Source organism: Paraburkholderia sp. BGA-UO-ETr-F21, assembly GCF_059567925.1.
This window is the reverse complement of record NZ_JCAQOY010000040.1, coordinates 1,246,912-1,260,805: the sequence shown is the minus strand read 5'-3', so window position 1 is coordinate 1,260,805 and position 13,894 is coordinate 1,246,912. Positions and strand designations below refer to the sequence as shown.

Annotated in this window: 11 protein-coding genes; 1 reads left to right on the top strand and 10 read right to left on the bottom strand. The window is 62.3% G+C overall.

What is annotated here, in order from left to right:
- Positions 1-146 precede the first annotated feature (146 nt).
- Positions 147-2,549 (bottom strand): phosphoenolpyruvate synthase, encoded by a 2,403-nt coding sequence (gene ppsA / locus AC57B1_RS38045; protein WP_408185707.1) that lies wholly within the window; start codon positions 2,547-2,549, stop codon positions 147-149.
- 532 nt (positions 2,550-3,081) lie between these two features.
- Here ppsA and ppsR point away from each other — a divergent pair.
- Positions 3,082-3,897: a posphoenolpyruvate synthetase regulatory kinase/phosphorylase PpsR gene (ppsR, locus tag AC57B1_RS38040; RefSeq protein WP_091793354.1), complete on the top strand. Its 816-nt coding sequence runs from the start codon at positions 3,082-3,084 to the stop codon at positions 3,895-3,897.
- A 95-nt stretch (positions 3,898-3,992) separates the two neighbouring features.
- Here ppsR and AC57B1_RS38035 read toward each other — a convergent pair whose 3' ends face one another.
- From AC57B1_RS38035 to rseP, 9 genes are all read right to left on the bottom strand, one after another.
- The gene (locus AC57B1_RS38035; RefSeq protein WP_408185706.1) at positions 3,993-4,778 is read right to left on the bottom strand and encodes a TrmH family RNA methyltransferase; all 786 of its coding nucleotides are present in this window, start codon (positions 4,776-4,778) and stop codon (positions 3,993-3,995) included.
- A gap of 81 nt (positions 4,779-4,859) precedes the next feature.
- Complete coding sequence (gene rnhB, locus AC57B1_RS38030) at positions 4,860-5,606, bottom strand: ribonuclease HII (protein ID WP_408302766.1); 747 nt, start codon at positions 5,604-5,606, stop codon at positions 4,860-4,862.
- Positions 5,603-6,772: a lipid-A-disaccharide synthase gene (gene lpxB / locus AC57B1_RS38025; RefSeq protein WP_091793348.1), complete on the bottom strand. Its 1,170-nt coding sequence runs from the start codon at positions 6,770-6,772 to the stop codon at positions 5,603-5,605. The genes rnhB and lpxB overlap by 4 nt, the downstream gene beginning before the upstream one ends.
- 3 nt (positions 6,773-6,775) lie before the next feature.
- Positions 6,776-7,564: an acyl-ACP--UDP-N-acetylglucosamine O-acyltransferase gene (lpxA, locus tag AC57B1_RS38020; RefSeq protein WP_091793346.1), complete on the bottom strand. Its 789-nt coding sequence runs from the start codon at positions 7,562-7,564 to the stop codon at positions 6,776-6,778.
- A 101-nt stretch (positions 7,565-7,665) separates the two neighbouring features.
- Positions 7,666-8,130 (bottom strand): 3-hydroxyacyl-ACP dehydratase FabZ, encoded by a 465-nt coding sequence (gene fabZ / locus AC57B1_RS38015; protein ID WP_006048683.1) that lies wholly within the window; start codon positions 8,128-8,130, stop codon positions 7,666-7,668.
- Positions 8,131-8,364: 234 nt separating this feature from the next.
- Entirely contained in the window at positions 8,365-9,477 is a 1,113-nt protein-coding gene (gene lpxD / locus AC57B1_RS38010) for a UDP-3-O-(3-hydroxymyristoyl)glucosamine N-acyltransferase (RefSeq protein WP_496420224.1), read from the bottom strand.
- A gap of 75 nt (positions 9,478-9,552) precedes the next feature.
- The gene (locus AC57B1_RS38005; RefSeq protein WP_177205078.1) at positions 9,553-10,074 is read right to left on the bottom strand and encodes an OmpH/Skp family outer membrane protein; all 522 of its coding nucleotides are present in this window, start codon (positions 10,072-10,074) and stop codon (positions 9,553-9,555) included.
- Positions 10,075-10,135: 61 nt separating this feature from the next.
- Positions 10,136-12,439 carry an outer membrane protein assembly factor BamA gene (bamA, locus tag AC57B1_RS38000; RefSeq protein WP_091793340.1) on the bottom strand — a complete coding sequence of 768 codons (2,304 nt, stop codon included), beginning with the start codon at positions 12,437-12,439 and terminating at the stop codon, positions 10,136-10,138.
- Positions 12,440-12,506: 67 nt separating this feature from the next.
- The gene (gene rseP, locus AC57B1_RS37995) at positions 12,507-13,892 is read right to left on the bottom strand and encodes an RIP metalloprotease RseP (protein WP_408353969.1); all 1,386 of its coding nucleotides are present in this window, start codon (positions 13,890-13,892) and stop codon (positions 12,507-12,509) included.
- Between the last annotated feature and the right edge of the window lie 2 nt (positions 13,893-13,894).

The following is a 13,894-nucleotide window of genomic DNA, read 5'->3' as shown; positions in this document are numbered from 1 at the left end:
CACCCCGGATCTACCGGGGTGTTTATAGCACGAAGCGAACCCATTTTAACGAGCGGTGCAGTACGGTTTAACGTGCAATGAGCGCACGTTTGAAATACCGCGTCGCGCGTTATGCATGCCGCTTAGAAAGCGGCATGCTGCTCGCTTCACTTCGCCGACTTTGCCAGTTGCTGCCACGTCTCGACGATCGTATCCGGGTTCAGCGAGATCGACTTGATGCCTTCGTCGGTCAGCCACTGCGCGAAGTCCGGATGATCCGACGGGCCCTGGCCGCAAATACCGACGTACTTGTCGAGTCGCAGGCAGGTGTCGATCGCGCGCTTCAGCAGGAACTTGACCGCCGGATCGCGTTCGTCGAAATCTACAGCCAGCAGTTCCATGCCGGAGTCGCGGTCGAGGCCGAGCGTGAGCTGCGTCAGGTCGTTCGAACCGATCGAGAAACCGTCGAAGAATTGCAGGAATTCTTCGGCAAGGATCGCGTTCGACGGCACTTCGCACATCATGATCAGGCGCAGACCCTTCTCGCCGCGCTTCAGGCCGTACTTCGCCAGCAGCCCGACCACGCGCTCCGCCTGCTTCAGCGTACGCACGAACGGCACCATGATCTCGACGTTGTCGAGGCCCATCTCTTCACGCACCTTCTTCAGCGCGATGCATTCCATCTGGAACGCTTCGGCGAAGTCTTCGGCGATATAGCGCGAAGCGCCACGGAAACCCAGCATCGGGTTTTCTTCATCCGGCTCGTAGCGCGAACCGCCGATCAGCTTCTTGTACTCGTTCGACTTGAAGTCCGACAGACGCACGATCACGGGCTTCGGATAGAACGCCGCCGCGATCGTGGCGATACCTTCGGTCAGCTTGTCCACGTAGAACGCGCGCGGCGATGCGTGACCGCGAGCGACGCTCTCCACCGCCTTCTTCAGGTCCTGATCGATATTCGGGTACTCGAGAATCGCCTTCGGGTGAACGCCGATGTTGTTGTTGATGATGAACTCGAGCCGCGCCAGACCCACGCCTGCGTTCGGCAGTTGCGAGAAGTCGAAAGCCAGTTGCGGGTTGCCGACGTTCATCATGATCTTCACCGGAATCGGCGGCAGTTCGCCGCGCTGCACTTCGGTGATTTCGGTTTCGAGCAGACCGTCGTAAATCTTGCCTTCGTCGCCTTCCGCGCACGACACCGTGACCAGCGCGCCTTCCTTCAGCACGTCGGTTGCGTCGCCGCAGCCGACCACGGCCGGCACGCCCAGCTCACGCGCGATGATCGCCGCGTGGCAGGTCCGTCCGCCGCGGTTCGTGACGATTGCCGAAGCACGCTTCATGACCGGTTCCCAGTTAGGGTCGGTCATGTCGGCGACCAGCACGTCGCCCGGCTGCACACGGTCCATTTCCGACGGATCGTGAATCACGCGCACTGGACCCGCGCCGATCTTCTGACCGATCGCGCGGCCCGTAGCGAGTACGTTCGATTGACCCTTCAGCTTGAAGCGCTGTTCGGCCTTGCCCACCGCCTGGCTCTTCACCGTTTCCGGGCGCGCCTGCAGAATAAAGATCTTGCCGTCGCGGCCGTCTTTGCCCCACTCGATGTCCATCGGACGCTCGTAGTGCTTTTCGATGATGACCGCGTATTTGGCCAGTTCGATCACGTCTTCGTCCGTGATCGAGAAGCGGTTGCGCTGCTCATGCGAGACGTCGACGGTCTTCACGCGGCCTTCTTCGCCCGCCTTGGTGAATTCCATCCTGATCAGCTTCGAGCCGATCGAGCGGCGGATGATCGGGTACTTGCCTTGGGCGAGCGTGGTCTTGTAGACGTAGAACTCGTCCGGATTCACCGCGCCTTGCACCACGGTTTCGCCGAGACCATAGCTCGACGTGATGAACACGGCGTCCTTGAAGCCCGATTCGGTGTCCAGCGTGAACATCACGCCGGCCGCGCCGACGTCCGAGCGCACCATGCGCTGCACACCAGCCGACAACGCGACTTCAGCGTGGGTGAAGCCCTTGTGGACGCGATACGAGATAGCGCGGTCGTTGTACAACGACGCGAACACGTGCTTCATGCGATCGAGCACGTCGTCGATACCGACCACGTTGAGGTAGCTTTCCTGCTGGCCCGCGAACGATGCGTCCGGCAGGTCTTCCGCCGTTGCCGAGGAACGCACGGCGAACGACAGCTCTTCAGGCGAGCTGTTTTGCAGGGTTTCGAAGCCCGCGCGGATATCAGCCTCGAGTTGCGGCTGCAGCGGCGCGTCGACGATCCATTGACGGATCTCCTTGCCCGCTTCGGCGAGCGACTTCACGTCGTCGACGTCGAGCGTTTCGAGACGTTTGGCGATGCGTTCGGTCAGATTGTTGTGCTGCAGGAAGTCGCGGAAAGCCAGCGCCGTGGTGGCGAAACCGGTCGGCACGCGCACGCCGGCTTCAGCGAGCTGACTGATCATCTCGCCAAGCGACGCGTTCTTGCCACCGACAATCTCCACATCGGTCATCCGCAACTGCTCGAACGGAACTACATACGCCTTATCCTTTGCGACGGTAACTGCGTTAGTCATACAAGCCCCTAAGTGTGAAAGAAATTCACGGCTGTGCAAGTGGGCTCGAACGCGAGACGCCCATTGGAAGCGTGACCTCGCGTCTTGCACAACCTGTTGGAGAAGCAATCGCTGCACATTGCCCGGAGCACCGGATGCGCGACGAAGAAGGCGAATGGACGAATTTACCGATCGATCCACCACGTTCGCCGCAACTTGGCGACTAAAATACCGGTTAAAAGCGAGGCGTTGAACGACCGTTCACGGTAAGTTAGACGCCAATCGCCTGCAATTGCTTATCCAACAGGTTGCCGCTATTCTACCGTGCCGACTTTGAAAATGTGACTGTCGGACGAGAATTGCGCCTCGAAACGCGCCCCGGACCGGCCAGCGGGCTTTTGCGAGGCCCCGCCACCATCCGGGCGCAGTTGCGGTGCCCACGGCGCGCTGGTTGAACGCCGCTGCAGCCTCCGGTTAGCCACCGGGCAGCGGCGTCGACACAGCGATGTTTCATTCGAGTGATTTTCCCCGCTCACGTTCCCCAGCCCCACTGATGCCGCCCACCGTATTCATCGTCTCCGACGGTACCGGGATCACTGCCGAAACCTTCGCGCATTCGATCCTCTCCCAGTTCGACCAGAAATTCCGCCTGGTTCGCGTGCCTTTCGTCGACTCGACGGAAAAGGCCTATGCCACGCTCGAAAAGATCAACGAAGCGATCCAGCAGGACGGCCGCCGCCCCATCGTGTTCACGACGCTGGTGGACAGCGCGTCGAACCAGATCGTCAAAGGCTCGAACGCGCTTGTGCTGGACATGTTTCAGACGTTCGTGGAGCCGCTCGAACAGGAACTGGAACTGAAGTCGAGCCACGCGATGGGCCGCGGCCACCAGAACGCGGACACCGAGGAGTACAAGAACCGGATCGAGGCGATCAATTTCTCGCTCGCTCACGACGACGGCCAATCGAACCGCAATCTGGCCGACGCCGACGTGATTCTGGTCGGCGTATCGCGCAGCGGCAAAACGCCGACCAGCCTCTATCTGGCCATGCAGTATGGTGTGAAAGCGGCCAACTATCCGCTGATTCCGGAAGATTTCGAGCGCGGCAAATTGCCTACGCCGCTACTCGCGCATCGGCAGAAAATGTTCGGATTGTCGATCGATCCACAGCGGCTTTCGGAGATTCGCAACGAGCGCCGTCCCGGCAGCAAGTATGCGGCGCCGGAGAATTGCCGCTATGAGATCAACGAGGCCGAAACGATGATGCGGCGGGAAGGGATCAAGTGGCTGTCGTCTACGCACAAGTCGATCGAAGAGATCGCAACAACCATCCTGCAGGAAATCAAGCTGGACCGGCCGGCTTATTGAACCGCCGCGTCAGCCCGGCAGCCTGAAGAGGAGACACGCGCGGCAGCGCGCGCGTGTCAAAACCGCGTCAAACGAAAGGCGTCGAGCGAACGGCGTCAAGCGCGCCCGCGCTGCTGGCGGCACTGCTCGAACACGCATACAGCCGCCGCAGCCGCCACATTCAACGACTCCATGCCACCCGGCTGGGGAATCGTCACCCGCAACGAGACCGCGTCGCGCCAGATCTGCGAAACGCCCGCCCCTTCGTTGCCGAACACCCACGCGAGCGCTCCGCTCAGATCGCAGTCGTAGATCGCCTCGGCGCCGTGCGAATCCGTAATGACGATCGGCACCGCGAGGCGCTCGATCAGCGCCTGCGCTTCCACGTCCTCGTGAATCTGCAGGAGGAAATGCGCGCCCATGCCGGAGCGCAAGACCTTCGAGGACCACGCGTACGCCGTCCCCGGCGCGCAGAACACCTGCTGAATGCCGGCGGCCGCCGCGCTGCGCAGAATCGAGCCGACGTTGCCCGCGTCCTGCACGCCGTCGAGTACGAGGCAGGTTTGCGCGACGTTGTCCGGCAGCGGCGTGTCGAGCTTTTCGACCAGCAACAGTATGCCCACACCGTGCACGACATTCGACAACTGCCCGAATAGCGCGTCCGGCAGCGTCACGACACGGTGATCTTCGATGCGTGAAACGATCGCCTGCGCTTCGTCATGGCGCAGCGCGCCGTCGGTGACGATGCACATTTCCGGTTGCCCGGCGACGTCGAGATACGCGCTCGCGAGATGAAACCCTTCGAGCAGCGCGTGGCCGCTCTTGCGCTGTTGATGCGTCGAGCCGGCCAATGCCTTCAGGCGTTTATAGAGCGGATTGTCCCGCGAGGTGATGGCTTTCACAGGCAGCGAAGACAGTGAGAATGAGGAAAGGGTTGTGACACGCGCCGCTAATGAAGCGCTCGCGCGACGTTCGCGTCAAGCTCAGACGGCGCTGCTGCGTTCGCCGAAGGCGTCGTCGTCGAACATCACTTCGGATACGACGATCACGTCGCGGGCCGGCAGCGGCACGCCGGTGCGCAACCGCAGATGCGCCTCACGCACCGGCGCGAACGAACGCCGATGATGCTCGCAAGGTCCATGTTCGCGCAACGCCGCGAGATGCTGCGGCGTGCCGTAACCGGCATGCGCATTGAAGCCGTAGACGGGATACGTCTGGTGCAATTCGAGCAGCATGCGGTCACGCGTGACCTTGGCAAGAATCGACGCCGCGGAGATGCTCTTCACGAGTGCGTCGCCGCCGATCACCGCTTCACTGCGAACGCTCAGTGTCGGACAGCGATTGCCGTCGACTTTCACGAGCGTCGGCACGACGGACAGGCCTTCCACGGCGCGCTTCATCGCCAGCATGGTGGCGTGCAGAATATTCAGCGAATCGATTTCTTCAACCGATGCCGAAGCGATGCAGTAAGCGAGCGCACGGTCGACGATCTTGTCATACAGCTCGTCGCGCTTCTTCGCGGTCAGCGCCTTGGAATCGTCGAGGCCGCGAATCATCGGCTTGGCCGGATCGAAAATCACCGCCGCTGCCACCACCGGGCCGGCTAGCGGTCCGCGCCCCGCTTCGTCCACGCCGCAGACAATGTCCTCCGGCGTCTCGAAGTTCAGGCCGACCTGCTGGGCCGCCGCTCCGGCAACGGTTTTGCGGCGCGGTGCGCGTGCGCCGGTCACGGCCGCCCCTTGCGCTTTTCGATGACGCTCGCCACGACTTCCGCCGCACGCTGCGCGGTGTTCTGCTTCAGCACGTGATGCATCTCCGTGAAGATTTCCGTCAGCGTGCGCCGGTTGGTCTCGTCGCGCAACTGTTTCAACGTGGCTTCGGCCAGCGCCTGCGGCGTGGCGAAGTGCTGCAGGATCTCCGGCACCACGAACCGCCCCGCCAGGATGTTCGGCAGACCGACATAGGGCAGATACCCTTGACGGCGCATGATCTGGCCGGTCAGCCAGGGCACCTTGTACGAGATCACCATCGGCTTTTTCAGCAGCGCGGCTTCCAGCGTCACGGTGCCGCTCTTCACGAGGATCGCGTCAGCCGCGGTCATGGCGAGCTGCGACTGACCGTCGGTAATCGTCAGCGCGAGGCCGGGGTGTGAATCCACCAGCGGCCGCAGCATCTCGCGCAGCGCCGGCGTGGCCGCCGGCATGACGAAGCGCAGACCGGGCTCCTGGTGCTGCATCATCTCCATCGCGGCGAAGAACGTTGGGCCGATCAGATCGATCTCGGAGCGCCGGCTACCCGGCAGCACCGCGATGATCGGGCCCTCTTCGGCCAGACCCAGCGCCCGGCGCGCGCCGAGCGTGTCCGGTACGAGCGGAATCTCGTCGGCAAGCGGATGCCCGACGTACGATGCCGCGACGCCCGCCTTTTCCAGCAGCGCCGTTTCGAACGGGAACACGCACAGCATATGGTCGACCGCCTTGGCGATCTTCTTGATGCGGCCGCCGCGCCACGCCCAGATGGACGGACACACGAAGTGAACGGTCGGAATGCCGGCGTCGCGCAACGGATGCTCGAGCCCGAAGTTGAAATCGGGCGCATCCACGCCGACGAACACCGAGGGCGGCTCGGCCAGCAACTGGCGCTTCAGTTCGTTGCGGATGCCGAGAATGCCGGGAATGTGCTTCAGTGCCTCGACATAGCCGCGCACCGACAGCTTTTCCATCGGAAAATGGGCGTCGAAGCCCGTGGCGATCATGCGCGGGCCGCCGATTCCATAGTACTGGGTGCCGGCCGGCAAACGGCTTGCGAGACCGTCGAGCAGCGACGCCGCCAGCAGGTCGCCAGACGGTTCGCCGGCCACCATCGCCACGCGCAGTGGACTGGGTTGCAAAGCCATCGGTTAGCGGATGATGCCGCGTTGCGACGCTTCGACGAACGCGAGCAGCGTCTGCACCGGTTCGTCACCGTCGCCGCCCGCGGACGCGAGTTCGCGCAGTTGCACCTTCGCCTCTTCCAGCGACAGGCCGTTCTTGTACAGCACGCGATAAGCCGCGCGCAGCGCCGAGATGGCGTCCGGCGAAAAACCGCGGCGGCGCAGGCCTTCGACGTTGATGCCGTGCGGCTCTGCCTTGTTGCCGGCGGCGATCACGAACGGCGGAATGTCCTGAACCAGCGCCGAGGCGCCGCCCAGCATGGAGTGCGCGCCGATGCGCACGAACTGGTGCACGCCCGACATGCCGCCGACGATCGCGTGGTCGCCAATCGTAACGTGTCCGGCCATCTGCGCATTGCTCGACAGAATGACGTTGCTGCCCACATGGCAATCGTGCCCGATGTGCACGTACGCCATGATCCAGTTGTCGTCACCGAGCGTGGTGACGCCCGCGTCCTGCACCGTCCCGGTGTGGATCGTGGTGAACTCGCGGATCGTGTTGCGGTTGCCGATAACGAGCCGGGTCGGCTCGTTGTTGTACTTCATGTCCTGCGGACGGCCGCCGACCGATGCGTAGTGGCCGATCCGGTTGTCTTCCCCGAGCGTGGTGTGACCTTCGATCACGCTATGCGAACCGATCGTGGTCCGCGCACCGATCGTCACATGTGCGCCGATCACGGCATACGGTCCGACTTCGACGGATTCGTCGAGTTGTGCGCCCGGTTCGACGATCGCAGTGGGATGAATCCTGCTCATGCGTCCTCGCTTCTGATTCTGTTGCGTTGTCTGGATGGGCATCTGGCGGAGCGGCCAGCGTGTATGTCACGTCGCCGACCGCCCGGACACTGGCGAGCGCGTCAAGCGTCCTTGTCCGTGTGCCGCACCGCGCACATCAGGTCCGCTTCCGCCGCTACCACGCCATCCACTTCGGCGCGCGCCTTGAACTTCCAGATGCCGCGCATATGACGCTCGAACGTGCAGTTCAGGATCAGCTGATCGCCCGGTTCCACCACGCGCTTGAAGCGCGCGTTGTCGATGCCGACGAACAGGTACAGCGTGTTCGACGGGTCGCTCGGCTCTTCAGAAAACGTCAGCAGAGCCGCCGTTTGCGCGAGCGCTTCGAGAATCAGCACACCCGGCATCACCGGACGCGTCGGGAAGTGACCCTGGAAATACGGTTCGTTGATCGACACGTTCTTCAACGCTTTGATGCTCTTGTGCGGCTCAAGTTCGAGCACCCGGTCGACCAGCAGGATCGGGTAACGATGTGGCAGCAGCGTGAGAATCTTATGAATGTCGAGATTGATTTTTTCGGTGCTCATGGTGTTTCTGCTCGCGCATTGACTGCGCGATGATGACTGCGGATGCTGGTGCAGGTGGGTTGATAACGCATGCTGCCGGCGCTCGCCATGACCCGGCGGCCGTGCCACCCGGTCACGGCAACCGACTTTGCTTCCTGATGCTCGCCCGCTATTTTACGCGGTGCCGGCAGGTTGCCCTGCGAAATGCATGGCGAATTGTCCCGCGAGTCGCCCTGAGAGTTACCCTGGTGCCGCTCAGGCCTGGTCGTCTGCGGAACGGCTTGCTGCATTGGCGGCCGGGCTGCCTTCTTTCTCAGCCGCGGCGTTTTCAAGCGCCTTGATACGATCGCGGAGTTTGTCGATGTTACGCAGCAATGCCGCGCTCTTGTTCCAGTCTGCATGGTTCACGGCCGGGAAGGCACTGGTGTACATACCAGGCTTCAACAGCGATTTCGAAACGCCCGACTTGGCCGTGACGATCACGTAATCGGCCAGCGTCACGTGCCCGGCGATCCCGACGGCGCCGCCAATCATGCAATGGCGGCCGATCGTGGTACTGCCCGCAATGCCCGCGCAGCCGGCGATCACCGTATAGGCCCCGACCTTGCAGTTGTGACCAATCTGCACGAGATTGTCGATCTTCACGCACTCTTCGATGATGGTGTCCGCCATTGCGCCGCGATCGATAGTGGTGTTCGCGCCGATTTCGACGTCTGCCGCAATCGACACGCCGCCCACCTGCGGAATCTTTACCCAGCTGCCGGTACGCGCGTCACCCTCGCCGATGAAATCCGGCGCGAAGCCAAAACCGTCCGAGCCAATCACCGCCCCCGCGTGCACGATCACGCGCTCGCCGAGCTTGCAACCGTAGTACACCGCGACATTGGGATAGAGATGTGAACCCGCGCCGATGCGCGTGCCACGCCCGATCACGACATTGGCGTCGAGCCGCACGTTTTCGCCGATCACGGCACCCGCCTCGACCGTGACGTGCGGACCGATCACCGCGCTCGCGGCAATCTGCGCCGACGGGTCGATGGTTGCGCTCGGATGCACGCCTGGCACCGCCTTGGGCGATGCGAGGTCGATGAAGGTTTGCGCGACGCGCGCAAAGTAAGCGTACGGATTCGGCGTGACGATGAAGTTACGATTCTCGCGGGAAGCGAGCTTGGCGAGGTCGCCGGCGTTGATCAACACCGCGCCCGCACGGGTCGTTTCGACCTGCGACAGGTACTTCGGATTGGCGAGGAACGCCAGCTGGTCCGGGCCTGCCTGGTCGAGCGGCGCGAGACTGCCGACGCGCTGCGAACCGTTTCCGACTACTTCACCGCCGAACCGTTGGACGATGTCCTCGAGCGTAAATGCCATGCCTATCCTGTCTCCTACCGTTCAGTCCAACTTGTCAGATCTTCTGTTGCCGGGCGACCTGCCCCGCTGCAGCACTCAGTTACCCGACGCCGCCAGCGCCTTGAGCACCTGATCGGTGATGTCGATGCGCGGGCTCACGTACACCGCTTCCTGGACGATCAGGTCGTAGTGCTGGGCCTCTGCGATCTGCTTGATCACCTTGTTGGCGCGGTCGAGCACCGCCGCCAGTTCTTCGTTGCGGCGTTGGTTCAGATCCTCGCGAAACTCACGTTGCTTGCGCTGGAAATCCGTGTCCAGTTGCGACAGATCGCGCTGCTTCTGCGCGCGATCGGCGGGCGACATGGACGCGCCGTTCTTGTCGAGGGAGTCGGACATCGACTTCAGCTTCTGCGCCATGTCGGCCAAGTCCTTGTCACGCTTGGCGAACTCTGCCTCGAGCTTGACCTGCGCGGCCTTCGCAGCAGCGGATTCGCGCAGGATCCGGTCGGAGTTCACCGCCGCGATCCTCGCCTCCTGCGCATGCGCCACCCCGACCCCCAAGGTCATTGCCAGCGCCAGCGCGCACGCCACACGTTTCGAAAACATACCGGTTAGCAAAGTCATCCTCTCGATACTGTAGTTTGGCCAGCCGCTTCTGGCCGAGCCGCCAGCCGCCCGATCAGAACGCCGTCCCGATCTGGAACTGGAATTTCTGATACTGGTCGCCCGTATGCTTCGTGAGCGGGAAGCCCAGGCTCAGCTTCAGCGGACCGATCGGCGAGATCCACGCCAGACCGACACCATAGCCGTAACGCAGACCGTTGGCGCCGATGCTGTTACCTTCCGTGCCCCACACGTTACCAGCGTCGAGGAACGTGAAGACACGCAGCGTGCGGTCGTAACCCGTGCCCGGCAGCGGGAACGTCAACTCGACGTTACCCACCAGCAGCTTCGAGCCGCCGATCGGGTCGTTCGTCTTGGCGTCGCGCGGACCCAGCGAGCTCGGCTCGTAGCCCCGCACCGAACCGATACCGCCCGCATAGTAGTTCTTGAAAATCGGATAAGGCTTGCCGCCGAGGCCGTTACCGTAACCGCCCTGGAAGTTGAAGCCCAGCACGAACCCGCGCGAGAACGAGTAATAGTACTGCGCGTTGATGTCGGCCTTGTAGTACTGCGTGCCACCGATCGGCGTGCCGTATTCGGCGTTCGCCTGCGTGAAGTAACCGCGGCTCGGCACCAGTGCGCTGTCACGCGCGTCGCGCGACCAGCCTACCGTGATCGGCACGTTGTTCGACACACGGCCGAATTCGTGCACGTAGTCGATATAGCTTTGCGGCGTGTTCGAGTCGATGTCGAGCTGGTTCTGCTCGAGGCCGGCGCCGAAGTAAACCGTGTCCACTTCGGAGAACGGAATACCGAACTTCAGGTCACCACCGATCGTGACGATCTTGAAGCTCGAATCCGTGGAGTAATACAGCGGCTGATACGTACGGTAATAAACGTCGGTAATCCGCTTGATACCGTCGACCGTAAAGTACGGATCGACTTGCGTGACCGTCAACGTGCGGTACGTCTTCGCGGTATTCACGTTCACCGCGAGACTCGTACCCGAGCCGAACACGTTGTCCTGCGAGACGCCTGCCGAGAGCACCACCTTGTCGGTCGACGAAAAGCCCGCACCCAGCGTGATCGCGCCAGTCGGCTTTTCCGCCACCTTGACGTCCACATCGACCTGGTCCGGCGTGCCTTCCACCGGCACCGTGGTCACGTCGACGTCCGTGAAGTAGCCAAGACGGTTGATCCGGTCTTTCGACAGCGCGAGGCGGTTCGAATCGAACCAGGAGCTTTCGAGCTGGCGCATTTCGCGGCGCACCACTTCGTCACGCGTGCGGGTGTTGCCCACCACGTTGATGCGGCGCACGTAGACGCGGCGGCTCGGGTCCACCTGCAGCGTCAGGTCGACCTTGTGGTTGGACTGATCGATCTGCGGCTGCGCGTTGACGGTGGCGAACGCATAGCCATATTCGCCCAGCTTGTCGACGATAGCCTTGGTGGTGGCTTGCAGCTTTTCAGCCGAGAAGCGGTCACCCGGTTTGATCTTGATGAGCTTGGCCAGCTCCGGCTCGCGGTCGAGCAGATTGCCTGCCAGCTTGATGCTCGAAATCGTGTACGGCTCGCCTTCATGCAGCGTGACCGTCAGATACATGTCCTTCTTGTCCGGCGAGATCGAGACCTGAGTCGAGTCGATGTTGAACTCGAGGTAGCCGCGATTCAGGTAATACGAGCGGACGTTTTCGAGGTCGCCGGTGAGCTTGTCTTTCGCGTACAGGTCGTTCTTCGTGTACCACGAGAACCAGTTCGGCGTGGACAGCTGCATTTCGTCGCGCAGCGTACCCGTGCTGAACGCCTTGTTGCCGATGAAGTTGATCTGGCGGATCTTCGCGCTCGGACCTTCGGCCACCGAGAACAGCACCGACACGCGGTTGCGGTCGATCGGCGTGATCGTGGTGGTGACCTCGGCGGCGTAATAACCGCGCGTGAGGTACTGACGCTTCAGTTCCTGCTCGGCCTTGTCGACGAGCGCCTTGTCGTAATAGCGGCCTTGCGACAAGCCGACCGCGCGCAGCGCCTTGGTCAGGTTTTCCTTGTCGAACTCATGAATGCCGGCGAAGTCGATCGTGCCGATAGCCGGACGCTCCAGCACCTGCACGATGACGACATTGCCTTCGGTCGCGATCTTGACGTCGTTGAAGAAGCCCGTGGCATACAGGGCGCGAATGGCCTCCGATGCCTTGTCGTCGCTGAAGGTGTCGCCCTGCTTGATGGGCAGGTAGGCGAACACGGTACCAGGTTCGACGCGTTGCAATCCCTCGATCCGGATGTCTTGCACCACGAAGGGCGTCGTTGCGTGAGCAACCAGCCCATGCGCGGCGAATGCCGCGGCTATAACCGTCTTTGGAACAAAGCGATGAGGTTTAAACAACGTGCTTCCCCAGTGTGTATAGCTGCATCAGGTCGGGCGGTCGCCATCGTGAACGCCGCCGAACACTTTAAAAATGGATTAAACGAGCCAGATCGTTGAACAGCGCGATCGCCGACAACGCGACGATGCAGGCGAGACCCGCCCTCTGAAAAACGAGTTGCCAGCGATCGGAGACAACTTTACCGGTAACAGCTTCAACCAAATAATATAACAGATGACCCCCGTCCAATACCGGAATTGGTAACAGGTTCAGTACGCCAAGACTAATACTGACAAGGGCCAGGAACGACAGGAATGCAGAAGGACCTAGACGTGCGCTCTTTCCTGCGTAATCGGCGATCGTCACCGGCCCGGAAAGATTCTTGAGCGATGCTTCGCCCACGATCATCCTGCCGAACATCCGCACCGAATACACCGCGAGATCCCACGTGCGGCGCGCGCCCAGTTGCAGGCTTTCAACCGGCCCATAGTGCACGTCGATCGACGGCACCTGGGTAGCCAGTTCCGCACCAATGCGACCGATCTGCTGGCCCGTCGCTTCGTCACGCTGCGCCTGCGGCACGATGGCGATGTCTTCGAGCTTGCCCGCCGCCTTACCTCCGCGCTCGACCTGCAACGTGACCGGTTTGCCGGCGTGCGATTTTACATAAGCGATAAAGGCCGTGGCATTTTCGGTCGGAATTCCGTCGACGGCACGCAGACGATCGCCGGCGACGAGCCCAGCCTTTTGCGCCGCGCTGCCCGGCTGCACACCGGCCACCGTCAGCTTGCCACCACCCGGCTCGAAACCGAGATGCGACATGAAGTCGTCGTCGACGTCTTTTTCGGTGAGGCCGCGCAGATCGAGTTGAAAGTCCGACGTGCCGTGCGCGTCTTTCGCGCTCAGAACGACGCGCTTGTGATCGAATGCCGCACCCAGCAGTTTCCAGCGCAGGTCCGACCATGAGCGCACCGGCTCGGATTGGCCGGCGTTCTCGGCACGCACGGCAACGATCGTCTCGCCGCCGTCGAAGCCGGCGAGCGCCGCGGGTGTATTCGGCGCGGGCGCCGCGACCACGGCCGCCGGCTCCGTCACGCCGGTGGCGAAGACGAGCGCGAACAGCACGATCGCCAGAAGGAAGTTCGCGACCGGACCGGCCGCGACAATCGCAAAACGGCGCCACACGGACTGCCGGTTGAACGCATGCGGCAATGCTTCTACGGGAATCGGCTCAGCGCTGTTTTCGCGCTCGTCGAGCATCTTCACGTAGCCGCCGAGCGGCAGCGCGGCAATGGTCCATTCGGTGCCCGTCTTCGGGCTCACCCACTGGAACAGCGGCTTGCCGAAGCCAATCGAAAAGCGCAGCACCTTGACGCCGCACAGGCGCGCCACGCTGTAATGCCCGTATTCGTGGACGACCACGAGTACGCCAATCGCGACCGCGAAGGCGAGCAGTTCGATCAGCAGGTTCATGA